A 25486-nucleotide genomic window follows, 5' to 3' on the forward strand; every position below is an offset into this window, starting at 1 on the left:
GCACATCGACGCCCGAATCGCGCAGGCTCAGCGAGTGCGCGTGGCCCTGGCTTCCGTAACCGATCACAGCGACCTTGCGGCCCTGGATGATCGACAGATCGGCATCGTCGTCGTAGAACATCTCGACTGCCACAGTTCAACCTCTTTCTTGGATTTGCGTATCTAAAGTACTAGCGAGTGGCCGTGATGGACTTCGGCCCCCGTCCCACGGCCACGACCCCGGACTGCACGATCTCCCGGATACCGTACGGATCGAGCATCCGCAGCAGCGCATCCAGCTTGGATCGCGTTCCAGTCGCCTCGATCGTGACCGACTCCGGGGAGACGTCGATCACCTTGGCGCGGAACAGATTCACCGTCTCGATCACCTGCGTGCGCACGCTGGCGTCGGCTCGCACCTTGATGAGCACCAGCTCGCGGGCGACGGAGGCCTCACCGTCCTGCTCGACGATCTTGATGACGTTGATGAGCTTGTTGAGCTGCTTGGTCACCTGTTCGAGCGGGAACTCGTCGACAGTCACGACGATGGTCATGCGGGAGATCTCGGGAAGCTCGGTGCCACCGACGGCGAGCGACTCGATGTTGAACCCACGACGGGAGAACAGCGCGGCCACCCTGGCCAGCACGCCCGGCTTGTCCTCGACGAGAACACTGAGGGTGTGGCTCGTACTCACTGATCTTCCTCCCCGGCCGCTGCGGCCATGCCCGAACGCTGCTCGCGCTCCATGGCCTCGTGAATGACGGCCGGCTCGGCGGCCGCCTCGTCGTCGTCGAACAGCGGGCGGATGCCCCGCGCCGCCATGATCTCGTCGTTGCTCGTGCCCGCCGCGACCATCGGCCACACCTGAGCGTCGGCGCCGACGATGAAGTCGATCACCACAGGCTTGTCGTTGATGGCCTGCGCCTCACGGATCGCCGCCTCGACGTCCTCTTCGCGCTCGACGCGAATCCCGTGGCAGCCCAACGCCTCCGCCAACTTCACGAAGTCGGGGATGCGGATCGCGCCGTGCGTGCCGAGATTGGTGTTGGAGTAGCGCTCGTCGTAGAACAGTGTCTGCCACTGGCGCACCATGCCGAGGTTTCCGTTGTTGATGAGCGCAACCTTGATCGGGATGCCCTCGAGCGCGCAGGTGGCGAGTTCCTGATTGGTCATCTGGAAGCAGCCGTCACCGTCGATGGCCCACACCTCGGTGTCGGGCATGCCCATCTTGGCGCCCATCGCGGCGGGGACGGCGTAACCCATCGTGCCGAGACCGCCGGAGTTCAGCCAGGTGCGCGGCTTCTCGTAGTTGACGAACTGCGCGGCCCACATCTGGTGCTGGCCGACGCCGGCGCAGTAGATCGCGTCGGGACCGGCGAGCTTGCCGACCGACTGGATCACGTACTCCGGGGACAGCGCGCCGTCGGAGGGACGGTCGTAGCTGAGGGGGTACGTGCGACGGATGCCGTCGAGGTACGCCCACCACTCGGTGAGGTCCAGCGTGGTTCCGGTGGCCAGGTCAGCCTTGATCGCCTCGATCAGTTCGACGATGACCTCTTTGCAGTCGCCCACGATCGGGACGTCCGCGTACCGGTTCTTGCCGATCTCCGCCGGGTCGATGTCGGCGTGGATGACCTTGGCGTCGGGGGCGAACGAATCGAGCTGACCGGTGACCCGGTCGTCGAAACGCGCGCCGAGCGTGATCAGCAGGTCGCTGCGCTGCAGTGCCGCCACCGCCGCGACGGTGCCGTGCATGCCGGGCATGCCGCAGTTCAGCGTGTGGCTGTCCGGGAACGCGCCGCGCGCCATCAGCGTGGTGACCACCGGGATGCCGGTGAGCTCGGCCAGTTCGAGCAGTTCCGGAGACGATTCCGACTTGATGACGCCGCCACCGACGTACAGCACCGGGTGCTTCGCGTCGGCGATCAGGCGGGCCGCCTCGCGAACCTGCTTGCCGTGCGGCTTGGTGACGGGACGGTAGCCGGGCAACCGCATCTCCGGCGGCCACGAGAACGTGGTCTGCGCCTGGAGAACGTCTTTCGGGATGTCGACGAGCACCGCGCCGGGACGACCGCTGGAGGCGAGGTAGAACGCCTCCGCGATGATCCGGGGAATGTCGACGCCGTCGGTGATGAGGAAGTTGTGCTTGGTGATCGGCATCGTGATGCCGGAGATGTCGGCTTCCTGGAACGCGTCCGTGCCGATGAGCGCGCGGCCGACCTGTCCGGTGATGGCCACGACCGGAACGGAGTCCATCTGCGCGTCGGCGAGCGGCGTCACGAGGTTGGTCGCACCGGGACCGGACGTCGCCATACAGACGCCCACCTTGCCGGTCGCCTGGGCGTACCCGGTGGCGGCGTGGCCTGCACCCTGCTCGTGACGGACGAGCACGTGCCGGACCTTCTTCGAGTCGAAGAGCGGGTCGTAGACAGGCAGAACGGCACCACCCGGAATGCCGAATACCGTGTCGACCTCGAGCTCCTCGAGGGCTCGGACCACGGACTGGGCGCCGCTGACCCGCTCGGGGGCGAGTTGGCGGCGGCTACCGGTCTGAGTCGCGGCGGCCGCGGTCGTCGGGCTTGCTGCCCCCGACTTGCGCGGCGTGGGTTGAGGCCGTGCGGTTGGTGCGCTCACTGGGAAATCCTCTGATTCTGGCTCCGGGCAACAAAAAACCCCCGTCAGCTGATGCTGTACGAGGGTGGCGCGTCGTTATCTGGCGAGTTGAAGGAATCGACTCAGGCGACGACGCGCCGGCCGATTACGAGCAACTCATTCTGTTTCACGCGCTCGACGGTAGGCGCGCTAATAGTGAACAGTCAACTTGGTGAGTCGGCCGTCCCAGAATATGAGATACATCGGCTGCGGTGCGAAGATGTAGAGGTGTCAACTCCGCAGCAGCCCGTGCCACCAGAATCATCATCCCACACGACGAACCCACCCAAGCAGGTCATCCGGATTTCTCCCCTGGCCTATCTGGGATGCGCCTTCCTCCTGTTCGCCGTGTCGTTCCCAATCTTCGGCTGGCCGGCCGCCTTCGGCTGGCTCGTGATCGCCCCGATCGTCGCGGTGGCCTGGGTCGCGCGGGTGCGGACCACGGTCACGCCCGACGGACTCGAGGTGCGCCGGCTGTTCGGCGGCCGGTCGCTGGCGTGGTCCGAGATCACGGGATTCCGCTTCCCGGGGCGCGGCTGGGCCCGGGCCACGCTGACGGACGGGGGCGAGGTGACCCTTCCCGTCGTCACATTCGACCGGCTTCCCGATATCGCCCAGGCGAGCGGCGGCCGCATCACCGACCCCTACGCGGCAGCCGCCGCGGCGGACGAAGCGGCCCACCACGCCGACACCGAATCGAACGGCGAGCAGCCGGTGAAGAACCGGCCGGACACAGACGGCGAATAGTGCGCGAGTAGCGTTTGTCAGTACTTCCGTACGCTGACTAAGGAATACGCTCATGCCCCCGCTGAGGTCCCGAACCACCACCGCAGGACGAAATGCCGCAGGCGCCCGCGCACTGTGGCGCGCCACCGGAATGACCGACTCCGACTTCGGGAAGCCGATCGTCGCGATCGCGAACTCGTACACGCAGTTCGTTCCCGGGCACGTCCACCTGAAGAACGTCGGCGACATCGTCGCCGACGCCGTCCGCGCCGCCGGTGGTGTACCTCGCGAGTTCCACACGATCGCTGTCGACGACGGAATCGCGATGGGGCACGGCGGCATGCTGTATTCCCTTCCCAGCCGCGAGATCATCGCCGACTCCGTCGAGTACATGGTCAACGCGCACACCGCCGACGCCCTCGTCTGCATCTCCAACTGCGACAAGATCACCCCGGGAATGCTCAATGCCGCACTGCGTTTGAACGTTCCCACGGTGTTCGTGTCCGGCGGACCGATGGAGGCCGGCAAGGCGGTGGTGGTGAACGGTGTCGCCCAGGCACCGACCGACCTCATCACGGCGATCTCGGCGAGCGCCAACGACCAGGTCGACGAGGAAGGACTGTCCGAGGTCGAGCGCAGCGCCTGCCCGACGTGCGGGTCGTGCTCGGGCATGTTCACCGCGAACTCCATGAACTGCCTCACCGAGGCGCTCGGTCTGGCGTTGCCGGGCAACGGTTCCACACTGGCCACCCACGAGGCCCGTCGCGCGCTGTTCACCCGCGCGGGAACGACCGTCGTCGAAGCCGCGCTGCGGTACTACCGGGACGAGGACGACTCCGTCCTCCCCCGCAACATCGCGACGCCTGCCGCGTTCCGCAACGCGATGGCGCTGGATGTCGCGATGGGCGGCTCCACCAACACGGTGCTGCACACCCTCGCGGCCGCGCAGGAGGGTGAGGTCTACGACTTCGACCTCGACAAGATCGACGAGATCAGCCGCAAGGTGCCGTGCCTGTCGAAGGTCTCGCCCAACTCGGACTACCACATGGAGGACGTGCACCGGGCGGGCGGAATCCCCGCCATCCTCGGCGAACTCCGCCGGGCCGGACTGCTCGAGAGCGACGTCTCGACCGTGCACACCGAAAGCTTCGACGAGTGGCTCGACACGTGGGACATCCGGTCCGGCAAGGCATCCGACGAGGCCGTCGAACTCTTCCACGCCGCGCCCGGCGGCGTCCGCACCACCGAGCCGTTCTCGACGAACAACCGTTGGTCGTCGCTCGACACGGACGCCGCCAACGGCTGCATCCGCGACTTCGAGCACAAGCACACGGTCGAGGGCGGCCTGGCCGTGCTGCGCGGCAACATCGCCGTCGACGGCGCGGTCATCAAGACGGCGGGCATCGACGAAGACCTGTTCCACTTCCAGGGACCCGCGCGCGTCGTGGAGTCGCAGGAAGAGGCGGTGTCGGTGATCCTCGGCAAGAAGATCCAGCCCGGTGAGGTCCTCGTCGTGCGCTACGAGGGTCCCGCAGGCGGCCCGGGCATGCAGGAGATGTTGCACCCCACCGCATTCCTCAAGGGCTCCGGCCTCGGAAAGAAGTGCGCGCTGATCACCGACGGCCGATTCTCCGGCGGTTCCTCGGGACTGTCCATCGGCCACATCTCCCCCGAGGCCGCCAGCGGCGGCGCCATCGGCCTGGTGGAGGACGGCGACCAGATCCTCATCGACATCGCGACCCGCACGCTGAAGCTCCTCGTCGACGACGCGGTGCTCGCCGAGCGCCGGGCGAAGATGGAGTCGTCCGAGCGTCCGTGGCAGCCGGTGAACCGCGAACGCACCGTCACCACGGCCCTGCGGGCGTACGCCGCGCTGGCCACGTCCGCCGACAAGGGCGCGGTCCGTCAGGTCCCCTGACACACCCGCACCGGGCGCACCGAACAGACACGAAGCCGGGTGCCGCAGCAGGAGCTTCCTGCCGCGGCACCCGGCTTCCGTCGTCGGTGTGACGACGGATTCCGCCTCGGATGTGACCGCGCTCACGGGTGATCAACTCGCTCAGACGGCAACACCCCAGAACACGTTCTACTGATCGAATTGATCAGTTGAGCCCGGACTTCTTGCACACGGCGCTCAGTAGTGGTTCCCTCAGTTGGCCGTTGAGACCTACATCACAATCGGCAGCACCACCGGAACATCTCCGGCCCACGAGGCCATCGGGAATACAACCAAGGAGCGACACATGCCAGGAGTCGGCATTTGGCGAACGAAATCCGTTGAGCAATCGATAGCGGACACCGACGAACCCGACACCCGGCTGCGGAGGGAACTCACCGCGAAGGACCTCACCGTCTTCGGTGTCGCCGTCGTGATCGGCGCCGGCATCTTCACGCTCACCGCCCGGACTGCAGGCAACGTCGCCGGGCCGTCCATCTCGCTCGCCTTCGTCCTCGCCGCCATCGCCTGCGGCCTGGCCGCCCTCTGCTACGCCGAGTTCGCATCCACCGTCCCCGTCGCGGGCAGTGCGTACACGTTCTCCTACGCCACCTTCGGCGAGTTCGTCGCCTGGATCATCGGCTGGGACCTCATCCTCGAATTCGCCCTTGCGGCAGCCGTCGTCTCCAAGGGCTGGTCGCTGTATCTGGGTAACGTCCTCGGGTTCAGCGGATCCACCACAGCCCACCTCGGTCCCGTCGACTTCGACTGGGGCTCGCTGATCATCGTCGGCGGCATCACGATCGTGCTCGCCATCGGGACCAAGGTGTCCTCACGCGTGTCCGCCGTCATCACGGCCATCAAGATCGCCGTCGTCCTCCTCGTCATCGCCGTCGGCGTGTTCTACATCAAGAAGGAGAACTACGCCCCGTACATCCCGCCCGCCGAGAGCAACGAGAGCGCCGCGCAGGGTGTGCACCAGACCCTCTTCTCCTTCCTCTCCGGAGCCGACGGCAGCAGCTACGGCTGGTACGGCCTCCTCGCCGCAGCGAGCCTGGTCTTCTTCGCCTTCATCGGATTCGACGTCGTCGCCACCACCGCCGAAGAGACCAAGAACCCGCAGAAGGCGCTCCCCCGCGGCATTCTCGGCTCGCTCGCGATCGTCACCGTGCTCTACGTCGCCGTCACCCTCGTGCTCACCGGCATGGTGAAGTACACCGACCTCAAGACAGGTAGCCCGCTCGTCGGCGACAGCAGCGCCACCCTCGCGACCGCCTTCGAGGCACACGGCATCACCTGGGCCCAGACCGCGATCAACTTCGGCGGGCTCGCGGGCCTCACCACCGTCGTGATGGTGATGATGCTCGGCCAGACCCGCGTCCTGTTCGCCATGTCCCGCGACGGACTCGTGCCCCGCGGTCTCGCCAAGACCGGCAAGAACGGCAGCCCCGTCCGCATCACCCTGTTCGTCGGCGCCGTGGTCGCACTCCTCGCCGCCTTCTTCCCGATGGGCACGCTCGAGGAGATGGTGAACATCGGCACCCTCTTCGCGTTCGTCCTCGTCTGCATCGGCGTCATCATCCTCCGCCGCACGCGTCCCGACCTGCCCCGCGGATTCCGCGTTCCGCTGGTCCCGCTGGTTCCCATCCTCGCCGTTCTGGCCTGCGGGTGGCTGATGCTGAACCTGTCGGTCGAGACCTGGATCCGATTCCTCGTGTGGATGGCCCTCGGCGTCGTCGTGTACCTCGCCTACGGCCGGCGCAAGTCGGTCCTCGGACAGAAGCTGGCCGCACAGGCCGGTCCGCCCGAGGAGGAGAACATCCCGGAACTCGTCCAGCGCTGATCTGACGAAAACGACTGTGCCGCACTCCCGATCCGGGGAGTGCGGCACAGTCGTGGAACGTGCGAAATGATCAGATGAGCGGGTTGGCGCCGTTCAGGAAAATCCACACGCACACACCGGCGCCGATACCCAGGATCAGTGCCGCGAACGACCCGATGAACGGGCGCGTCGCCCAGCCGCGACGGCCGTCGAGCGAGATACGCCCCGGCCCAGTGAGAATGATCACGCCGGCGCACACACCCAGCAGCGTCTCGTACTCGGTGCCTGCGGGTGCGAAGTACTCGAGCCCCGGTTCCGCGATCTGCCGGAACGCCCACGCATTGATCATCACGGCCAGCACCGAGGCGGCGGCCAGCGGGGTGACGAGACCGAGGATCAGCAGCGCACCGCCCGCGACCTCACCGATGGCACCCAGGATCGCGAGCAGTTTCGCCTGCTGGAAACCCGAGTTCACGAGCACCTCTTCGAACCCGTCGAGTCCCGGACCGTTCCACATCCCCGTCAGCTTCTGCAGACCGTGCACGAGTGCCGTTCCGCCGACCGCGAGTCGCAGGGCCAGCAGTCCGAGGTCAAGGGTGCCGCGGCCGATCTTCACGTCGCCCTCGCCGATCCGGTCGGTCGACGGATCGCCCGCCGTGGCCCCGAGGGACGCGCCGGAACCCGCGCCGATCACCTGCGTCGGCTGGTCCGGCATGTCGGACGCCCCCGACTGCCGGTACGCGGGGATCTGCTCGGTGGGGAGGCCCGCGCCGCGCGCGTCGCCGTAGTCGAGTTCGTCGTCGGTGTGCGGCAGGCCCTGCCCCCTGGATCCGGACGTCGGCGTGGCCGACGGAAAGCGCTCGGTGGGAAGGTCGTAAGGGCTCGAGACCTTGCCGTAGCCGGGTGAGGCGCTCTGGTCCGCAGCACCCTGGTCCGACGACTCGCTGGGGTCTTTCCGCATGTCAGTCACACCGTCAAGCCTAGGTCGATCGGCCGGACATCGCTCGTAGGCGGAACCGGCGTGGCGGCGACCTCGCACTCTTCCGTAACGTCTCCATCATGATGGTGGGTGGGCGGCGCCGCACGGCGTCCCGCAAGATGGCGATGTCCGCGCTGTGCGTGACGGCGGTCCTCGCCGCCGGGTGCGCGAAATTCGACGACTCCGCGTCCTCACCCTTCACACCCGAGCCGACGGGTGCGTCGGGCGCCGAGGTGGAGCCGGAGAATCCGCCGCCGTCCACGACCACCACCCCACCGCCGAGCGGGCCGCTCGGACCGTGCCAGGATCCGGACCCCAGCGTGATCGCCACCTGTCTCGACACCACCGGCGGACTCGTCGTCCTCCCCGACGGGGCCACCGCCCTGGTCGCGGAGCGGCGGACCGGACGCATCCTGCAGGTCGCTCAGGGGCAGACCCCCAAGGAGATCGCGCACGTCGACGTCGACGGCACCACCGACGGTGGACTCCTCGACATCGCGCTGTCGCCGAGTTTCGTCGAGGACAACCTCATCTACGCATACGTCACGACCCCGACCGACAACCGGGTGGTGCGGATCGCACCGGGAGACTCCGCCAAGGAGGTTCTCGGCGGGATTCCGCGCGGCGACGCGGGCAATGCGGGTTCGCTCGAATTCTCGGGCGACGAACTGATGGTCCTGACCGGCAACGCGGGCAACGCCGCCGCGGCCGCCGATCCGGCGTCCCTCGCCGGGAAACTGCTGAAGGTCACCGCCCTGTCGCCCGCACCGACTCCGGCGCAGCCCCGCCCTCAGGTGGTGCTGTCGGGCATCGGGACCGCCGGAGGGGTGTGCGTCGACCCGGGTGTCGCCGTGTGGGTCACCGACCGCACCCCGCTGGAGGATCGGCTGCTGCGGGTCAGCGCCGACGGAGCGGTGTCGTCTCCGGTGTGGACGTGGCCGGAGCGGCCCGGCGTCGGCGGCTGCGTCGCCGCCGGTGACGTCGTAGCGGTGTCACTGAGCACCGCGAAGGCGATGTCCGCACTCGCTGCCGACCCCGGCACGGGAGCCGTCACCACCGCCCCCGGTGTCATCGTCCAGGACCGGTACGGCCAACTCGGCGGCGCCGCACTCGGACCCGACGGTCTCATCTGGGTGAGCACGGTCAACAAGACCGGCGGTCAGCCCGGACCCAACGACGACCGCGTGATCAAGATGCCCCTGCCGTCCGGTGGCGGCGGATTCGACTGACGGCCCACCCCCGTCGAAACGAACGGGACGCTCGTTCGGTTGATCCGAACGAACGTCCCGTTGGTGCCGAAGGAGTTCAGCCGCAGGCTTCGATGACCAGTTCCTTGACGCGGGCCGGGTCGGCCTGACCACGCGTGGCCTTCATCACGTCGCCGACGATCTTGCCCGCGGCCGCGACCTTGCCGCCGCGAATCTTCTCGGCGATGTCGGGGTTCGCGGCCAGAGCCTCGTCGACGGCCGCCTTCAGCTTCGTGTCGTCGCGTTCGACGACCAGCTCGGGATGGTTCGCGACGACCTGCTCGGGGTCGCCCTCACCCTCGAGGACGTGGTCGACCACCTGGCGGGCCACCTTGTTGTTGAGCTTCCCGCTGTCGATCAGCGCGACCACCTGCGCGACCTGAGCCGGCGTGATCGGCAGCTCGGCGAGTTCCACGCCGCGGGTGTTCGCCTGCTGCGCCAGGTATGACACCCACCAGGACCGTGCGGCCTCCGGGGAGGCGCCGGCCTCGACGGTGGCGATGACAAGGTCGAGGGCCCCCGCGTTGACGAGGTCGCGCATGACCTCGTCGGAGACACCCCAGTCGGCCTGGATCCGGGCGCGGCGGACCCACGGCAGCTCGGGCAGGGTGCCACGCAGCTCCTCGATCCATTCCGCGCTGGGCGCGACCGGCTCGAGATCGGGCTCCGGGAAGTAGCGGTAGTCCTCGGCGGTTTCCTTGCGGCGGCCCGGTGACGTGGTCCCGTCGGCCTCCTGGAAGTGCCGGGTCTCCTGGATCACCTCACCACCGGCCTCCAGCACCGCGGCCTGCCGGCGCATCTCGTACCGGACCGCCACCTCGACGCTCTTGAGGGAGTTGACGTTCTTCGTCTCGGTACGGGTGCCGAGTTCGGTCGCCCCGATCGGCATCAGCGACACGTTGGCGTCGCAGCGCATCGAACCCTGGTCCATGCGGACGTCGGAGACGTTCAGCGACTTCAGCAGGTCGCGGAGCGCGGTGACGTACGCGCGGGCCACCTCGGGGGCGCGGGCACCGGCGCCACTGATGGTCTTGGTGACGATCTCGACGAGCGGGACCCCGGCGCGGTTGTAGTCGAGCAGCGAGTGGCTGGCGCCGTGGATGCGCCCGGTCGCGCCGCCGACGTGCAGCGACTTTCCGGTGTCCTCTTCCATGTGCGCACGCTCGATCTCCACGCGCCACGTGGTGCCGTCGTCGAGGACGACGTCGAGGTAGCCGTCGGTGGCGATCGGCTCGTCGTACTGGGAGATCTGGTAGTTCTTCGGCTGATCCGGGTAGAAGTAGTTCTTCCGCGCGAAGCGGCCCCACGGTGTGATCGAACAGTTCAGTGCCAGTCCGATCCGGATCGCGGACTCGACCGCCGCCTCGTTCACGACGGGCAGCGACCCGGGCAGACCGAGGCACACCGGGCACACCTGCGTGTTCGGCTCGGCGCCGAACTCGGTGGGGCACGGGCAGAACATCTTCGTTTCGGTGCCGAGCTCGACGTGCACCTCCATGCCGAGAACAGGCTCGTACTTGGCGAGCACTTCGTCGTAGTCGAGGAGGTCCGGAGCGTCGACAGCAGTCATGCCACAGAGTTTATGCGTCCGGCGGTTCGCCGAAAAACGCGGTCAGCCGAAAAATGCGGCCGCCTCCTCGTACCGCTCCCGCGGCACCGTCTTGAGGCGCCGGGTCGCCTCCTGGAGGGGCACGAGGTCGATCGACGTGCCGTGCAGGGCCACCATGTTTCCGAAGTCACCGCGGTGGACGGCGTCGGTGGCGTGCACCCCGAAGCGGGTGGCGAGCACCCGGTCGTACGGCGTCGGGGTGCCGCCCCGCTGCACGTGCCCGAGCACCGTCGTCCGCACCTCCTTGCCGATACGGCGGACGATCTCGTCGCCGAGCTGCTGTGCGACGCCGGTGAATCGTTTGTGACCGAACTCGTCGATACCGCCCTCACGCAGACTCATCGACTCCGGGGTCGGAGTGGCGCCCTCGGCGACGACGCAGATGAAATGCGAATCGCCGCGCTGGAATCGCTTCTTCACGAGGGAGCAGACTTCGCCGACGTCGAACGGGACCTCGGGAACGAGAGTGAGATGCGCACCGGTCGCGAGCCCGGAGTGCAACGCGATCCAGCCCGCATGCCGGCCCATCACCTCGACGAGCATCACCCGCTGGTGGGATTCGGCGGTGGTGTGCAGGCGGTCGATCGCATCGGTCGCGATGGACAGAGCGGTGTCGAAACCGAACGTCACGTCGGTGCAGTCGATGTCGTTGTCGATCGTCTTCGGAACCCCGATCACGGGCACCCCACTCTCGGCGAGCCAGCTCGCTGCGGTGAGCGTGCCCTCCCCGCCGATCGGGATGAGCGCGTCGATCCCGTTGTCGTCGAGAGTCTGCCGGATCTGGTCGAGGCCGGCCTTCAACTTGTCGGGGTTGACCCGCGCGGTACCGAGGATGGTGCCGCCCCGGGTGAGGATTCGATCGATCCGGTCGTCATTGGACAGCACCACCTTGCGATCCTCGAGCAGGCCGCGCCAGCCGTCACGGAATCCCACCACCGAGCTGCCGTATCGGCCGGCGGCGGTGCGAACCACCGCCCTGATCACCGCATTCAGTCCGGGGCAGTCTCCGCCTCCGGTGAGCATTCCGATCCGCATCCAAGCACCCCTCGTCGTCTCGTGTGGTGATGGTGGTTCTCATCACCCATCTTGCCGCTCGAACCGTGTTCGGGCACCTCGGACCGGCAGGTTCACTCAGCCCGGCGTGACGAGACCGCTCTCGTACGCCAGGACCACTGCCTGTGCGCGGTCGCGCAGATCCAGCTTGGACAGCACCTTGCCGACGTGCGTCTTGACGGTCTGCTCGGCGACGAACAGGCGCTCCGCGATCTCGGTGTTGGACATGCCGCGGGCGATGAGTTCGAGTACCTCGCGTTCGCGGGGCGTCAGCGCCGACAGCGCGGCCGGTTTGCGGCGCGCCGTGCTGCGGCGGCTGGTCACGTCGGCGATGAGACGCCGGGTGACGGTCGGCGCGAGAAGTGCCTCGCCGTCCGCGACCACCCGCACCGCGCGGATGAGTTCCTCCGCGGGCGCGTCCTTGAGCATGAAGCCGCTGGCCCCGATGCTCAGCGCCTCGTACACGTAGTCGTCGACGTCGAACGTCGTGAGCATGAGCACGCGCACCGGCGGATCGAAACCGGCCGACAGGATGACGCGGGCCGCGTCGAGTCCGTTCATCTCCGGCATGCGGACGTCCATCAGGACCACGTCGGGTCGCAGACGCCGGACCTCGCTCACCGCCACGGCCCCGTCCGGAGCGTCACCGATGACACTGATGTCGGGCTGTGAGGCGAGCAGGGCTCCGAAGCCCTGCCGGACCATAGCCTGGTCGTCGGCGATGAATACGGTGATGGCCACCCAGCCAGCCTAGGCGGAGGCGACCGGGAACTCGGCGTGGACGTCGAATCCGCCGTTGTCGTGCAGGTGGGTGGTGAGTACGCCCCCGACTGCCTGCGCACGCTCACGCATGCCGATGATGCCGTTGCCGCCGGTCGACTCGTGCCTGGTCAGGGCGGAGACGAGGCTCCGCCTCGGCGGCCCGTTGACGATCGACACGGACGCTATCGGCGACTCGTACGCGATCTTCACCTCGACCGCGGCGCCGGCCGCGTGGCGGGCCGTGTTGGCGAGGGATTCCTGCAGGATGCGGTACATCACGAGCCCGACCGACTCCGACACGAGCGTCGGGTCGCCGTCGACGTGCCAGGAGACGGGAATGCCTGCCCTGCGGCTGCCCTCGAGCAGCTCGCTGATCTGCTGAACCCCCGGCTGGGGCGCGTGCTCGGCCAGCTGGCCGTCGCTGCGCAGCACTCCGAGCAGTCCGCGCACCTCGTTCAATGCGGCGCGGCCGGCGGCTCCGATCGACTCGAACTCGGCCCGCGTCTCGTCCGACATGTCGGCGATGCGGTACGGCGCGCTCTGCGCCTGCACCACGACCATCGACATGTGGTGCGCGACGACGTCGTGCAGGTCCCGGGCGATGCGCGCCTTCTCCTCGAGGACCGTCCGGCGAGTGCGCTCGAGCTCACTCAGCTCCTCCTGCTGCGCGAGTTGCCGGCGGGAGAGCACCAGCCACCGGATCAGCAGGCCGAAGACGACGATCGCGGTCAGGCCCACCGCCCACCCGCGGCCGTTGGTGCCCGGGGTGTCGGCGAGGAACAGCAGGACGGTGGAGATCCATGCCACACCCACGACCGGAATCGCGGCCCGCATGCTGACGGCGGCCAGCAGGGCGAGCATCACCAGGATGTGGACCACCTGCCAGGGGTAGTCGTAGCCGTCCTGCAGTGCGAAGACACGCGGAATCACCAGCGCCGAGACCGCGGAGACGGCCCAGGCCAGCGCCGGATTCGAGCGGATGAGCAGGAACGGGAACGTCGCGAGCGCCGCCACGAACGGTTGGATGGGGGGACTGACCTGGTGGGTCAGCTGCAGGGTCGGCCACGCCACGGCGAACAAAATCGCCGTGACCACGACGATTGCCACGTTCAGCCACTGGCCTTCGGCGGCTCTCCGGATGCGCGTCTTCGTCTTCACACTGTCGACAGTAGAAACCGTGGTCACGGAGTGTCCTCATACCCCGGGCTCATGTCGGCGTAGCCCCGGAGTATGAGATCGGGGCCCCCTCGCACCACGAGACCAGGGATCGAACCGGACTCCGGGGTGATGTGGCTGCGCAACACGAATTCATAACGTTCTCGTCATGCGAAAGACGGGGACACGGAGAACGACTTGGGCCGCGGTGGCGTGCGCCGCAACCGCACTACTGACCACGACAGGATTCGCAGGCACCGGCGCGGCGAGCACGCCCCGGCACGAGAACGTCGCCGCCTCCGCCGCGGTGCACACCCTCACGGCACCGGCCGAGCTCACCGAGGACTCCGTTCCCGCGGACTTCGCTTCCGTGATGGGGTACACGCCGGTGCTGATCAACGGAATGCTCGCCAATCCCGGCGGAGACTGCTCGTCCCCCGTGCCGCTGCCACTCGAGTTCGATACGTCGTGCAAGGCCCACGACCTCGGTTACGACCTTCTGCGGTACGCGTCCCGGTCCGGCGAGGACCTGGGTCCCTGGGCGCGGCAGAGCCTCGACGCGCAGCTGGATCAGCGCATGCACGCGGCGTGCGACACCCGCGCCGACGAGCAGGCACGGGCGCAGTGCTTCGTCATGGCGAACGTCGCGGCTACCTTCGTCACCGGAAACAGCTGGCGCCAAAGCTATTCGGCACCGGTCACCGAATCCGGGCTCCCGTACGTACTGGCCGGCGGTGTCGGTGTCGCGCTCCTCGCCGGCGCGGCCTGGTCGATCCGCCGCCGCCCGCATCCGGTCGGAGCCGTCGCATGACCATCACCGCTCTGTCCGGTCCCGGACGGAGCACGGTGCACAGTCGCTCGCGAACGAAGCCGAATGCCTTGCGCCGCACACTGGTCACGACGATCCCGGTCTCCGCTCTCCCCCGCGTCTCCTCCACGATCGTCGTCACCGCCGTCACACTCGCGTCTCTCGCTCCCTCACTGCTCCCCCGGAGTGCGCTGACGCAGGCTCTGTTCACCGGTGTCCTCGCCGCATTCGGTTTCGGTTTCGTCGTCCTCGTCCGTCGACTGTGGCACCTCGTCACGCGTTCACGCAGCTACCACCCTCCGCGGGACTCGGTCCGTCTGCTGGCCCTGATCGGCGCCATGATCGTCGTGACCTGGGCGATCGTGCTCGCCGACCACTGGCAGGATTCACTGCGTGCCGCCATGGGCATGCCGGGCCTCGGGCCGGACCACTGGATGCAGGCGATCATCGGGGCAGCGCTGACGTTGCTGCTGTTCGCCGGCATCGGCAACGTCGTCGGCACCGTCGCCCGCCATCTCGGCTGGATCGGCAGCGCCACCACCGCCGTCGTTCTCGCGACCGGGTTGCAACTGGTCGCCGGACCCGCGTTGTGGGGAATGATGTCCCGTTCCTACAGCGACTCCAACGCGCTCGTCGACGTGTCCCTGCACCGACCGATGTCCGCCGAACTGTCCGGCAGCCCGGACTCCGCGATCAGCTGGGAGTCGCTCGGGCGCCAGGGACGACGGTTCGTGGCGGCGGGCGAGCAGTCGGCCGGCATCCGCACATATGTGGGGATGGATTCGGCGCCGGACGTCGAATCGCGTGCGGCACTGGCGGTATCGGAGCTCGAGCGGGCAGGCGGATTCACCCGGTCCGCCATCGTCGTCACCGTGCCCACCGGCTCGGGGTGGATCGACGAGAACGCCGCCGAAGGATTCGAGGAACGCTTCGCCGACGACGTCGCCATCGTCGGCATGCAGTACTCGTACCTGCCGAGCTGGATCACGTTCGTGTTCGGACGTTCCGCCGCAGACGAATCGGCGGCCGCGTTGTTCGATGCCGTCGCCGAGCGGATCGCCGACCTGCCCGACCTCCTGCGTCCGGCTCTCTACGTCTACGGCCAGAGCCTCGGATCCGTCGGCGGCAGTGCACTTTTCACTGACGCCGACCAACTCCGCGAGCGTGTCTGCGGCGCACTGTGGGCGGGCCCGCCCGCCGGCTCCGTCCTGACGGACGGGGCGACGGTGCTGGCGAACACGTCCGACCCGGTGGTGTGGTGGTCCCCCGACCTGATCGTGCGCCGACCCGACCTCTCGCTCGCAGTACGCGATGCGCCGGTACCCCAATGGATTCCGGGCATCACGTTCCTGCAGACGAGTGTCGACCTGGTGTCCGCGCTGAACTTCGCGCCCGGGCACGGACACCGCTACGGCAGCGAGCAGGGCACCGCCCTGCCCGACTGCTCCTAGTTCGGCGAGCCGATCGGACCGCGTGCGGCCTCGTACGCGGCACCGACGCGGTACAGCCGCTCGTCGGCCAGTGCGGGAGCCATGATCTGCAGTCCCACCGGCAGACCGTCGTCCGCGGACAGTCCCGACGGAACCGACATCGCGCAGTGCCCGGCCAGGTTGGTCGGCAGCGTGCACAGGTCCGAGAGGTACATCGCGAGCGGGTCGCCGACCTTCTCGCCCAGCTTCCACGGGGTGAACGGGCTGGTGGGCGACACCAGGACGTCCACCTTCTCGTAGGCCTTCTCGAAGTCCCTGGCGATGAGCGTCCGCACCTTGAGCGCCTGACCGTAGTAGGCGTCGTAGTAGCCGGAGGACAGCGCGTAGGTACCGATCATGATGCGGCGCTTGACCTCCGGGCCGAAGCCGGCGGCACGCGTCGCGGCCATCACCTGGTCGGCGCTCATGTCGCCCTCGTCGATGCGCAGTCCGTAGCGCATCGCGTCGAAGCGCGCGAGGTTCGACGACACCTCGCTCGGCAGGATCAAGTAGTACGACGCGAGCGCGTACTCGAAGTTGGGACACGACACCTCGACGACCTCGGCACCGAGTTCGGTGAGTTGCGCGACGGCGGCGTCGAACGAGGAGATGACCCCGGGCTGGTAGCTGTCGGAGTGCAGTTCCTTGACCACACCCACTTTCACGCCCTTCAGGTTGCCACCGGCACCCTCACGCGCAGCGGCCACCACGGGGCGCACGGGCGCGTCGATCGACGTGGAGTCGCGCGGGTCGTGCCCGGCGATGACCTCGTGCAGCAGAGCCGTGTCGAGGACCGTGCGACCGCAGGGACCACCCTGGTCGAGCGAGGACGCGCACGCCACGAGGCCGAAACGGGAGACCGTGCCGTACGTCGGCTTGGTGCCGACCGTCGCCGTGACGGCGGCGGGCTGACGGATCGAGCCGCCGGTGTCGGTGCCGATCGCGAGCGGGGCCTGCCGGGACGCGAGGGCCGCGGCACTGCCGCCGCCCGAGCCGCCCGGGATGCGCGTGGTGTCCCACGGGTTGCGGGTGGGGCCGTAGGCGGAGTTCTCGGTGGACGACCCCATCGCGAACTCGTCGAGGTTGGTCTTACCCAGGATCGGGATGCCGGCGTCGCGCAGTTTCTTCGTGAGCGTGGCGTCGTACGGTGCGATCCAGCCTTCGAGAATCCTCGACGCGCACGTGGTGGGCATGTCGGTGGTGGTGAAGATGTCCTTGAGCGCCAACGGAACTCCCGCGAGCGGGGAGGCGGGCGCATTGCCCGCGGCGAGGCTGCTGTCCACTTCCTTCGCCGACACGAGGGCCTGCTCGCCTGCCACGTGCAGGAAGGCGTTCAGTTCCCCGTCGACTGCGGCGATGCGGTCGAGATGCGCCTGGGTGACCTCGACGGACGACACCTCACGGCTGTGGATCTTCGACGCGAGATCTGAGGCGTCGAGGGTGGTCAGTTCGGCGCTCATTCGCCCTCTCCAAGGATCTGCGGGACGGCGAAGCGATTCTGCTCGACAGCGGGTGCGCCGGACAGCGCCTGCTCGGGAGTCAGGCCGGGAACGATCACGTCGGGACGGGTCACGTTGGTGACCGCGTTCGGGTTCGCCATCGGCGGAACATCCTCGGCGGGCACCTCGGTGACCACCTTCACGTGGCTGAGAATCGAGTCCAGCTGACCGGCGAACTCGTCGAGCTCGGCATCGGTCAGGGCGAGTCGAGACAGCCGCGCGAGGTGCGCGACCTCGTCACGGGAGATGGCAGGCACCGCGGGGCCCCTTTCGGTTCGGACGTACACAAGTAGGTCCCAGCCTAGAGCGTGGCCCGATCAGCCGTGCAGCCAGCGCCGCAACCTGCCCGTCAGGAACGGCAGAACCACGAAGACCATCACCGGAGTCGTGACCACCGACGCCACCAGGGTGCGGGTCACGACGTCCAGGGCCGTGAGCCGAGGGGTGACGAACAACGCGATGAGGAGTGAGATCGGGAAGAAGCCGAGCCAGATGGTGACCGCCTGCTTCCACCGCGGCGGTGGCGGCGTGACCCGCACGGCGTGCGTCAGCGTCGACTGCGGTTCGAACCAGCCCTCCACCCCGGTCAGCCGGTGCGTGACCGTGTCCTGTGCGAGACCCGTCCCCCGGCCCACCCACACCTTCCTGGCGGGCGACGTCGTCCACGCGTCGAGAGTGTCCTCGTCCGCGAACCGGTACACCACGTGGTACTGCTCGGGATCGGACGCCGCGCGCAGCCAGCCCCCGCCGAGGAACCCCGGGAACGTGCCCGCCATCGCCATCCCGGCGTCCGTCCAGCGCAGGAATTCCTGTTCCCGGCCCGCCGCCACCCGCCGCGAGACGGACGTCGTCACTCCCGTTTCCGTGGTGTTCATGCACCCATGTTTGGGCTGGCGTGTTTCGCGGACGAGGCGAATTCGTATCCGCAGTGTCACGAATCGAGCGCGACCTGCGAGTCCCCGTCCCGTCCCCGGCGAAGCCGCAGGGGGGACCGCATACTCGGGAACGAAAGTGCAAGGATGGTGAGCGACGGGGGTCGCAGGTACTCCCGCGTCTATCTCGTGGTGAAAGGGACGCACGTGTCGTATCTGCTTCGCGTCCAGCTTCCCGACCGTCCCGGTAGCCTCGGCTCTCTCGCCGTCGCCCTGGGGTCGGTGGGTGCTGACATTCTGTCGCTCGACGTGGTGGAACGGGGTGCCGGATTCGCCATCGACGACCTCGTGGTCGATGTCGAGCCGGGATCGCTCCCCGACACCCTCATCACGGCGGCCGAGAACCTGCCCGGCGTCACCGTCGACTCCATCCGGCCGTACGCCGGAATCCTCGACACCCACCGTGAGCTCGAGCTCATCGACCAGGTCGCCACCGCGGCGGACGATCGACTGCAGGTCCTCGTGGACGGAGCGCCGCGCGTGCTCCGGGTCGGCTGGTCCGTGGTCGCCGACCTCGGTCCGCACGGCGCATACCGGGTGGTCGGCAGCTCGGGAGCTCCCGAGACCCATGCCACCGAGATCCCGTGGATGCCGCTGGAGAAGCCCACGGCGCTCGACGGCGAGGGCGACTGGGTGCCGCAGGTGTGGCGTGACATGAACACCACACTCGCGGCGGCTCCCCTCGGGACCACCGGCCGCGTGCTGATGCTCGGCCGCCCCGGCGGCCCGGAGTTCCGTCCGTCCGAGATCGCCCGGCTGGGTTACCTCGCCGGCATCATCGCGACGGTTCTGAGCTGACCACCGTCCCGGGCCGGGAGGTCCGGTGGTGGTCGCCTCAGACGAGCTCGCGGACCAGGACGGTGAGCTCGACGCCCGGCACGGGCACCCAGTTCCGTTCGGGCACAGGCACGAAACCGTTGCGGTCGTAGATTCGGCGGGCATCTTCCATGTCCGGCTGGGTGGACATCACGACCGCGCGGTCCCCGCGGTCGTATGCCGTGTCCAGCACGTGCCGCACGAGCGCCGACCCGACCCCGGAACCGCGGGCGTCGGGTGACACGGCGAGCATCCGGAATTCGAGTTCACCCGGCTGCGCGACGTCGGCGTACGGGGAAGCCGGTTCCGCGATCGTGACGGAACCGACGATCCGGCCCTCCATCACGGCAACCCGGACATCCGCCTTCTCCGCCCGCTCGGCGGTGTCGCGCAACCGGTTCGTGTACGGATCGTGCGCCTCGACGAATCCGCCGCCCACGTAGGCGATCACCGTGAGGTCACTGACGGCCTCGTACTCGTCCGGCGTCGCATTCCGAATCTCGATCATGTCCAGAACTATGACAGGACTGCTCACGCCGCCCAAAATGCGGGCGTGAGGTTCCGATCACACTCCGGAATCCGCGACCGCGTCCGGTCCGCCCTCCAGCAGTCGACGGAACCCGTCCTCGTCGAGGACCGGCACTCCGAGTTCGACGGCCTTGTCGTGCTTCGAACCCGGCGATTCGCCGACCACCACGTATGCCGTCTTCTTCGACACCGAACCCGCGGCCTTACCGCCTCGGACGAGGATCGCCTCCTTCGCCTGGTCGCGCGAGAACGTCTCGAGCGAACCCGTGACGACGATCGACAGTCCCTCGAGATTGCGCGGAATCGATTCGTCACGTTCGTCTTCCATGCGAACCCCGGCCGCGGACCACTTCTCCACGATCTGCTGGTGCCAGTCGACACCGAACCACTCGGCGACGGCCGCGGCGATGGTGCCGCCGACCCCGTCCACAGCGGCGAGTTCCTCGACGGAGCTCTGCCGGATCCGCTCGAGCGACCCGAATTCACCGGCCAGCGCACGCGCCGCCGTGGGACCGACATGACGGATGGACAGCGCGACCAGCACCCGCCACAGCGGCTTGTCCTTGGCGGAATCGAGATTGTCGAGCAGCCGGCGGCCGTTGGCCGACAGCCCGCCGGCCTTGGTCCGGAAGAGCGACGTCTTGAGCAGATCGTCCTCGGTGAGCGAGAACAGGTCTCCCTCGTCGCCGATCGCCTTGGCCTCGAGCAGGCTCGTGGCGGCCTCGTAGCCGAGGACCTCGATGTCGAACGCGCCGCGGCCCGCGACGTGGAACACGCGTTCCCGGAGCTGCGCGGGGCAGTACTGCTGGTTGGGGCAGCGAATGTCCGCGTCACCCTCCTTGGCGGGGGCCAGCGGCGTGTCGCACTCCGGGCAGTGGGTGGGCATCACGAACTCGTACTCGTCGCCCGTCCGGGCGTCGACCACGGGCCCGAGGACCTCGGGGATGACGTCACCGGCCTTGCGCAGCACGACCGTGTCGCCGATGAGCACGCCCTTGCGTTTGACCTCGGAGCCGTTGTGCAGGGTGGCGAGTGAGACGGTGGAGCCGGCGACCGTGACCGGTTCCATGTAGGCGAACGGGGTGACTCGGCCGGTGCGACCGACGTTGACCCGGATGTCGAGGAGCTTGGTGGTGGCCTCTTCCGGCGGGTACTTGTAGGCGATCGCCCAGCGCGGCGCCCGGGACGTGGACCCGAGCCGGCGTTGCAGCGACGTCTCGTCGACCTTGACCACCAGACCGTCGATCTCGTGCTCCACGTCGTGCCGGTGCTCGCCCCAGTACTGCACCCGGTCCACGACGGCGTCCGCGCCCGTGACACGCGCGGTGTGAGTCGACACCGGCAGGCCCCACGCCGCCAGTGCCGTGTACGCGTCGTACTGGGAGACCGGCTCGAATCCTTCACTGCGGCCGAGTCCGTGGCAGATCATTCCGAGGCGCCTGCGGGCCGTGACGGCCGGATTCTTCTGCCGCAGCGACCCGGCCGCGGAGTTCCGGGGATTCGCGAACGGCGCCTTGCCTTCCTCGACGAGCGCCGCGTTGAGTGCCGCGAAGTCCTCGAGCCGGAAGAACACCTCGCCGCGCACCTCGAGGAGCGCGGGGACCGGGTATTCGTCTGTGCCGGTGAGCTTTTCCGGGATGTCGTCGATGGTTCGCGCGTTCAGAGTGACTTCTTCACCGGTTCGGCCGTCGCCTCGCGTGGCGGCCCGGACGAGCCGGCCGTTCTCGTAGACCAGGTTCAGCGCGACTCCGTCGATCTTCACCTCGCACAGGTAGTGCAGGTCGGGGCCGGTCTCCTGCTCCACCCGGCTGATCCAGGTGCGCAGTTCGTCGGTGGCGAAGACGTTGTCGAGACTCAGCATCCGCTCGAGATGATCGGCGGAGGCGAAGTCGGTGGCGAAACCGCCGCCGACGAGTTGTGTCGGCGAATCGGGCGTCCGCAGGTCGGGGTACTGGTTCTCGAGGTCGTTCAGCTCGCCCAGCAGCACGTCGAACTCTCCGTCGGAGATGATGGGCGCGTCGCGGACGTAATAGCGGAACTGGTGCTGCCGCACTTCCTCGGCCAGCTCGTTCCAGTGCTCCCGAATGTGTCCGGGGGCCGGTGTCGGGGCTTCGGTCGATTCACTCACTACCGAAGATTAACCGGTCCGGCCGACGCCGAACGCCGGACTCAGAGCGATTCGGGGTCGTCGGTGAACGCGCTGCTCACCTCGGCGCACAACTTCAGCGCGTCCCGGCTCCAGGACGCGCTTGCGCCCGCGAGTCCGCAGGCGGGAGTCACGGCGACCTGGGTCCGCAGCGTCGTGCGCGGAAATCCGAGCCGGTCGATCAGCGTCACCGCAGGTCGGGCCAGGTCGCGCCACGTGGCAGGCACCGCGGGAGCGTCGGTCGGGACGAGGCCGAGTGCGAGCTCCTTGCCCGCGTCGAGCAACTCGCCGATGCCGTCCAGGTCCGCGGACGCCAGCTGAGACACGTCCAGACCCACCGCACGGGCACTGCTGCGCCGCAGAAGGTCGGTGGGCAGGTCGGCGGAGCAGCAATGCACCATGGTCACCGCGCCGCAGCCGGCGAGGGCGGCCTCGAGCACGGCGAGAGCCTCCGGTTCCGGCATCGCCCGCACGGTCTCGAGCCGCGACCGACCGGACAGTGTGCCCGCAAGCACGGCGGGCAGTCGCGGCTCGTCGAATTGGACCAGCACCTGCGCGCCGAGACGTCGCGTGACTTCCGCGGCGTGCCGCGCGAGCCCCTCGCCCAGCGATTCGGCGAAGTCGCGCACCGCGCCGGGATCGGTGAGCACGCGCCGGCCGGTGCCGAGTTCCACCTCGGCCGCCAGCGTGAGTGGACCCACCGACTGCACCTTCACCACGTGGTCGGCGCCGACGAGGCCCGCACTCTCCCACGCCTCCTCGAGCGCGTCGAGATCCTGGTTCAGAAGGTCGGTCGCCCGCTTGGCGACCGAGCCGCGACGCTGCACCACGCGGTAGGCCGTCGTGGACACGTCCAGCTGCAGATCCACGAGCAGAGCGCTGGCGCGGCCGATCATGTCGGCGCCGAGCCCGCGGGCGGGCAACTCGACGAGGTGCGGGAGCCGGCCGAGTTCACCGAGAACGATCGTGGCGGCTTCACGCGGATCCGTGCCCGGCCACGAGCCGACGCCGGTGACGGCTCCGGCCAGTGAGATACCCTGCGTCACTGCGTGTTCGGACGCGCGTCGGTACCCGAGATGGTTCCGCTGCCCAGCACGATGTCGCCTGCCGGGTCGGTCCGGTACAGCACGACGGCCTGCCCCTTCGCGACGCCGGTGAGCGGCTCCCGAAGGGAGATGGCGATGCCGCCGTCGACCGCTTCGGCGACGGCGTCGGCGAGTCCGCCGTGGGCCCGGACCTGGACGGTGCATTCGAGGGGCCCGGTCGGCGTGCTCCCGGACGTCCACACGGCGCGGTCCGCCGTGATCGCGTGCACCTCGAGGTCGCGTGCGGAACCGACGCGGACGGTGCCGGTGTCGGGTTCGATGGACGTCACGTACCGCGGTTGCCCGTCGGCTGCGGGACCCTGGACGCCGAGGCCCTTCCGCTGGCCGATCGTGAAACCGTGCACGCCTTCGTGTTCCGCGAGCACCTCACCCGAATCGGCGTCGACCACACTGCCCGGGCGAACACCGATGCGGGCACCGAGGAATGCGCGGGTGTCGCCGGACGGGATGAAGCAGATGTCGTGGCTGTCGGGCTTGTTCGCCACGGCGAGGCCGCGTTCGGCGGCCTCCTCCCGGATCTGGCCCTTCGGGGTGTCCCCCACCGGGAACATCGCCCGCGACAACTGCTCGGCGGTGAGCACACCGAGCACGTACGACTGATCCTTGTCCGCGTCGACGGCGCGGCGCAGCACGCCGTTCTCGAGTTGCGCGTAGTGGCCGGTGGCCACCGCGTCGAACCCTAGGGCGATCGCACGGTCCGCGAGCGCCGCGAACTTGATCTTCTCGTTGCACCGCAGGCACGGGTTGGGGGTCTCCCCCGCGGCGTACGACGCCACGAAGTCGTCGATCACGTCTTCCTTGAAGCGGTCGGCGAAATCCCAGACGTAGAACGGGATTCCGAGCACGTCCGCGGCACGCCGGGCATCACCGGCGTCCTCCTTGGAGCAGCACCCCCGGGATCCGGTCCGCAGCGTGCCCGGCTCGGCGGACAGCGCGAGATGCACGCCCACCACGTCGTGCCCGGCAGCGACCGCCCGTGCCGCCGCCACCGCGGAATCCACACCGCCACTCATGGCCGCCAGTACTCGCATCAACGATCCCCTCCACGCGCTCCGACACCGGCGAGCCCGGCGGCGCGGGCCCGCTCCACAACTTGCGGCAGTGCCGCGATGACTGCATCCACGTCCGCGACCGTCGACGTGTGCCCGAACGAGAAACGCAACGATCCCCGCGCGGTCGCGGAATCCACGCCCATCGCGGTCAGGACGTGGCTCGGACGAGCAACTCCGGCGGTACACGCCGACCCGGTCGAACACTCGATCCCGGCGGCGTCGAGCAACATCAGCAGCGAATCGCCCTCGCAGCCGGGGAACGTGAAGTGGGCGTTGCCCGGCAGCCGCGCGCTGCCCACCGGCCCGTTCAGCACGGCATCGGGAACGGTCTCGCCGACACGCTCGATCAAGCGGTCGCGCAGGACGGTCAGTTCCGTCGCGCGGGAGTCGAGGTCGGCGGTCGTGTCGCGCAGCGCCGCCGCCATACCGACGACGCCCGCCGTGTCCGGGGTACCCGAACGCAGGTCGCGCTCGTGTCCCCCGCCGTGCAGCAGCGGCACACACGGCACCTGCCGTCCCAGCAGCAGCGCACCGACGCCCTGCGGTCCGCCGACCTTGTGCGCGGCGATGCTCAGCGCGGACAGCCCGCTCGCAGCGAAGTCCACGGGGATGTGCGTGACGGCCTGGACGGCGTCGCTGTGCATCGGCACACCGAACTCGGCCGCCACGGCGGCGAGTTCGGTGATCGGCATGATCGTGCCGACCTCGTTGTTGGCCCACATGATCGTGACCAGGGCCGTCTCGTCCGCGTTGACGGCGAGTTCGTCGCGCAGCGCCTGCGGGGACACCCGGCCCAGTTCGTCGACGGGCAGCCACGTGACCTGGGCACCCTCGTGCTTCTCGAGCCACTCCACCGCGTCGAGAACCGCATGGTGCTCCACGGAACTGGCGAGAATCCGCACCCGGTCGGGGTCGGCGTCCCGCCGGGCCCAGAAGATGCCCTTGACCGCGAGATTGTCGCTCTCGGTGCCGCCGGAGGTGAAGATGACCTCGGACGGCCTGGCACCGAGGTCGGCGGCGATGGACTCGCGGGCCTCCTCGATGCGACGGCGGGCGGCGCGTCCGGAACCGTGCAGCGAGGACGCATTGCCCACGGTCGTGAAGATGTCGGTCATCGCCCGGACGGCAGCGGGCACCATGGGAGTGGTGGCTGCGTGGTCCAGGTAGACGGGGTGATCGGCACTGCGGGCAGAGGTCATGACGTGACCA

Annotated in this window: 22 protein-coding genes and 1 pseudogene; 7 read left to right on the forward strand and 16 right to left on the reverse strand. The window is 68.6% G+C overall.

The window, feature by feature from the left end:
- The 3 genes and pseudogenes from HGB39_RS19435 to HGB39_RS19445 form a co-directional block, all read right to left on the reverse strand.
- Positions 1-133 (reverse strand): annotated as a pseudogene (locus HGB39_RS19435) (ketol-acid reductoisomerase); the annotation flags it as partial.
- Between the two features lie 37 nt (positions 134-170).
- Positions 171-674, reverse strand: coding sequence for an acetolactate synthase small subunit (ilvN, locus tag HGB39_RS19440; RefSeq protein ID WP_005240383.1), 504 nt, complete (start codon positions 672-674; stop codon positions 171-173).
- Complete coding sequence (locus HGB39_RS19445; protein ID WP_007296851.1) at positions 671-2614, reverse strand: acetolactate synthase large subunit; 1944 nt, start codon at positions 2612-2614, stop codon at positions 671-673. The genes ilvN and HGB39_RS19445 overlap by 4 nt, the downstream gene beginning before the upstream one ends.
- A 267-nt stretch (positions 2615-2881) precedes the next feature.
- Here HGB39_RS19445 and HGB39_RS19450 point away from each other — a divergent pair, with 267 nt between their 5' ends.
- From HGB39_RS19450 to HGB39_RS19460, 3 genes are all read left to right on the forward strand, one after another.
- Entirely contained in the window at positions 2882-3379 is a 498-nt protein-coding gene (locus HGB39_RS19450; RefSeq protein ID WP_005566372.1) for a PH domain-containing protein, read from the forward strand.
- 52 nt (positions 3380-3431) lie between these two features.
- Entirely contained in the window at positions 3432-5276 is a 1845-nt protein-coding gene (gene ilvD, locus HGB39_RS19455) for a dihydroxy-acid dehydratase (protein ID WP_005259494.1), read from the forward strand.
- 325 nt (positions 5277-5601) lie between these two features.
- Positions 5602-7137 carry an amino acid permease gene (locus HGB39_RS19460; protein ID WP_005259496.1) on the forward strand — a complete coding sequence of 512 codons (1536 nt, stop codon included), beginning with the start codon at positions 5602-5604 and terminating at the stop codon, positions 7135-7137.
- 70 nt (positions 7138-7207) lie between these two features.
- On the opposite strand, the gene HGB39_RS19465 is transcribed toward HGB39_RS19460, so the two are convergent.
- A complete protein-coding gene (locus HGB39_RS19465; RefSeq protein ID WP_005259499.1) occupies positions 7208-8077 on the reverse strand; it encodes a DoxX family protein in 870 nt (289 codons plus the stop codon).
- Between the two features lie 98 nt (positions 8078-8175).
- Between HGB39_RS19465 and HGB39_RS19470 the strand changes: the two genes are divergently transcribed.
- A complete protein-coding gene (locus HGB39_RS19470) occupies positions 8176-9324 on the forward strand; it encodes a PQQ-dependent sugar dehydrogenase (protein ID WP_005259500.1) in 1149 nt (382 codons plus the stop codon).
- Positions 9325-9400: 76 nt separating this feature from the next.
- Here HGB39_RS19470 and gatB read toward each other — a convergent pair whose 3' ends face one another.
- From gatB to HGB39_RS19490, 4 genes are all read right to left on the reverse strand, one after another.
- Positions 9401-10912 carry an Asp-tRNA(Asn)/Glu-tRNA(Gln) amidotransferase subunit GatB gene (gene gatB, locus HGB39_RS19475; RefSeq protein ID WP_005566378.1) on the reverse strand — a complete coding sequence of 504 codons (1512 nt, stop codon included), beginning with the start codon at positions 10910-10912 and terminating at the stop codon, positions 9401-9403.
- A 42-nt stretch (positions 10913-10954) separates the two neighbouring features.
- On the reverse strand, positions 10955-11986 hold the full coding sequence (locus HGB39_RS19480) for an ATP-dependent 6-phosphofructokinase (RefSeq protein WP_005240365.1): 1032 nt from the start codon (positions 11984-11986) through the stop codon (positions 10955-10957).
- A gap of 96 nt (positions 11987-12082) precedes the next feature.
- Positions 12083-12745: a response regulator gene (locus HGB39_RS19485; RefSeq protein ID WP_005240363.1), complete on the reverse strand. Its 663-nt coding sequence runs from the start codon at positions 12743-12745 to the stop codon at positions 12083-12085.
- Positions 12746-12754: 9 nt separating this feature from the next.
- Positions 12755-13951, reverse strand: a complete 1197-nt coding sequence (locus HGB39_RS19490) for a sensor histidine kinase (protein WP_007296848.1) — start codon at positions 13949-13951, stop codon at positions 12755-12757.
- A 139-nt stretch (positions 13952-14090) separates the two neighbouring features.
- On the opposite strand from HGB39_RS19490, the gene HGB39_RS19495 reads away from it, so the two are divergent.
- Both HGB39_RS19495 and HGB39_RS19500 read left to right on the forward strand, forming a co-directional pair.
- Positions 14091-14732, forward strand: a complete 642-nt coding sequence (locus HGB39_RS19495) for a hypothetical protein (RefSeq protein WP_052023975.1) — start codon at positions 14091-14093, stop codon at positions 14730-14732.
- Complete coding sequence (locus HGB39_RS19500; RefSeq protein ID WP_005566381.1) at positions 14729-16180, forward strand: alpha/beta-hydrolase family protein; 1452 nt, start codon at positions 14729-14731, stop codon at positions 16178-16180. The genes HGB39_RS19495 and HGB39_RS19500 overlap by 4 nt, the downstream gene beginning before the upstream one ends.
- Here the strand turns inward: HGB39_RS19500 and gatA are convergent.
- The 3 genes from gatA to HGB39_RS19515 are packed head-to-tail and all read right to left on the reverse strand — an operon-like array spanning position 16177 to position 18572.
- On the reverse strand, positions 16177-17658 hold the full coding sequence (gene gatA, locus HGB39_RS19505) for an Asp-tRNA(Asn)/Glu-tRNA(Gln) amidotransferase subunit GatA (RefSeq protein ID WP_005566382.1): 1482 nt from the start codon (positions 17656-17658) through the stop codon (positions 16177-16179). The two genes, HGB39_RS19500 and gatA, sit on opposite strands and share 4 nt — an antisense overlap.
- Positions 17655-17954 carry an Asp-tRNA(Asn)/Glu-tRNA(Gln) amidotransferase subunit GatC gene (gatC, locus tag HGB39_RS19510; protein ID WP_005259514.1) on the reverse strand — a complete coding sequence of 100 codons (300 nt, stop codon included), beginning with the start codon at positions 17952-17954 and terminating at the stop codon, positions 17655-17657. The genes gatA and gatC overlap by 4 nt, the downstream gene beginning before the upstream one ends.
- A gap of 60 nt (positions 17955-18014) precedes the next feature.
- Positions 18015-18572, reverse strand: a complete 558-nt coding sequence (locus HGB39_RS19515) for an antibiotic biosynthesis monooxygenase (RefSeq protein WP_005566383.1) — start codon at positions 18570-18572, stop codon at positions 18015-18017.
- A gap of 204 nt (positions 18573-18776) precedes the next feature.
- On the opposite strand from HGB39_RS19515, the gene HGB39_RS19520 reads away from it, so the two are divergent.
- Positions 18777-19427, forward strand: a complete 651-nt coding sequence (locus tag HGB39_RS19520) for an ACT domain-containing protein (RefSeq protein WP_025432327.1) — start codon at positions 18777-18779, stop codon at positions 19425-19427.
- Between the two features lie 37 nt (positions 19428-19464).
- Here the strand turns inward: HGB39_RS19520 and HGB39_RS19525 are convergent, their stop codons facing one another.
- Genes HGB39_RS19525 through HGB39_RS19545 form a run of 5 tightly spaced genes read right to left on the reverse strand, consistent with a single transcriptional unit; the run spans position 19465 to position 25476 of the window.
- Positions 19465-19953 (reverse strand): GNAT family N-acetyltransferase, encoded by a 489-nt coding sequence (locus HGB39_RS19525; RefSeq protein WP_005259518.1) that lies wholly within the window; start codon positions 19951-19953, stop codon positions 19465-19467.
- A gap of 57 nt (positions 19954-20010) precedes the next feature.
- On the reverse strand, positions 20011-22101 hold the full coding sequence (ligA, locus tag HGB39_RS19530) for an NAD-dependent DNA ligase LigA (RefSeq protein ID WP_005259520.1): 2091 nt from the start codon (positions 22099-22101) through the stop codon (positions 20011-20013).
- A 41-nt stretch (positions 22102-22142) separates the two neighbouring features.
- Positions 22143-23165: a methionine synthase gene (locus tag HGB39_RS19535; RefSeq protein WP_005259522.1), complete on the reverse strand. Its 1023-nt coding sequence runs from the start codon at positions 23163-23165 to the stop codon at positions 22143-22145.
- Complete coding sequence (gene mnmA, locus HGB39_RS19540) at positions 23162-24256, reverse strand: tRNA 2-thiouridine(34) synthase MnmA (RefSeq protein WP_007296841.1); 1095 nt, start codon at positions 24254-24256, stop codon at positions 23162-23164. The genes HGB39_RS19535 and mnmA overlap by 4 nt, the downstream gene beginning before the upstream one ends.
- Positions 24256-25476: a cysteine desulfurase family protein gene (locus HGB39_RS19545; RefSeq protein ID WP_005566003.1), complete on the reverse strand. Its 1221-nt coding sequence runs from the start codon at positions 25474-25476 to the stop codon at positions 24256-24258. Before HGB39_RS19545 ends, mnmA begins: the two co-directional genes overlap by 1 nt.
- Positions 25477-25486 lie beyond the last annotated feature (10 nt).

Origin of the sequence: Rhodococcus opacus, from assembly GCF_012396235.1 — a bacterium.
GTDB classification, from domain to species: domain Bacteria; phylum Actinomycetota; class Actinomycetes; order Mycobacteriales; family Mycobacteriaceae; genus Rhodococcus_F; species Rhodococcus_F opacus.

Excerpts from the sequence above, each read along its gene's own strand:
- ilvD (WP_005259494.1), top strand. The coding sequence starts at position 3,432 with ATGCCCCCGCTGAGGTCCCGAACCACCACCGCAGGACGAAATGCCGCA.
- HGB39_RS19460 (WP_005259496.1), top strand. The coding sequence starts at position 5,602 with ATGCCAGGAGTCGGCATTTGGCGAACGAAATCCGTTGAGCAATCGATA.
- HGB39_RS19465 (WP_005259499.1), bottom strand. The coding sequence starts at position 8,077 with ATGCGGAAAGACCCCAGCGAGTCGTCGGACCAGGGTGCTGCGGACCAG.
- HGB39_RS19470 (WP_005259500.1), top strand. The coding sequence starts at position 8,176 with ATGATGGTGGGTGGGCGGCGCCGCACGGCGTCCCGCAAGATGGCGATG.
- gatB (WP_005566378.1), bottom strand. The coding sequence starts at position 10,912 with ATGACTGCTGTCGACGCTCCGGACCTCCTCGACTACGACGAAGTGCTC.
- HGB39_RS19480 (WP_005240365.1), bottom strand. The coding sequence starts at position 11,986 with ATGCGGATCGGAATGCTCACCGGAGGCGGAGACTGCCCCGGACTGAAT.
- HGB39_RS19495 (WP_052023975.1), top strand. The coding sequence starts at position 14,091 with ATGCGAAAGACGGGGACACGGAGAACGACTTGGGCCGCGGTGGCGTGC.
- HGB39_RS19500 (WP_005566381.1), top strand. The coding sequence starts at position 14,729 with ATGACCATCACCGCTCTGTCCGGTCCCGGACGGAGCACGGTGCACAGT.
- gatA (WP_005566382.1), bottom strand. The coding sequence starts at position 17,658 with ATGAGCGCCGAACTGACCACCCTCGACGCCTCAGATCTCGCGTCGAAG.
- HGB39_RS19515 (WP_005566383.1), bottom strand. The coding sequence starts at position 18,572 with ATGAACACCACGGAAACGGGAGTGACGACGTCCGTCTCGCGGCGGGTG.
- HGB39_RS19525 (WP_005259518.1), bottom strand. The coding sequence starts at position 19,953 with ATGATCGAGATTCGGAATGCGACGCCGGACGAGTACGAGGCCGTCAGT.
- mnmA (WP_007296841.1), bottom strand. The coding sequence starts at position 24,256 with ATGCGAGTACTGGCGGCCATGAGTGGCGGTGTGGATTCCGCGGTGGCG.
- HGB39_RS19545 (WP_005566003.1), bottom strand. The coding sequence starts at position 25,476 with ATGACCTCTGCCCGCAGTGCCGATCACCCCGTCTACCTGGACCACGCA.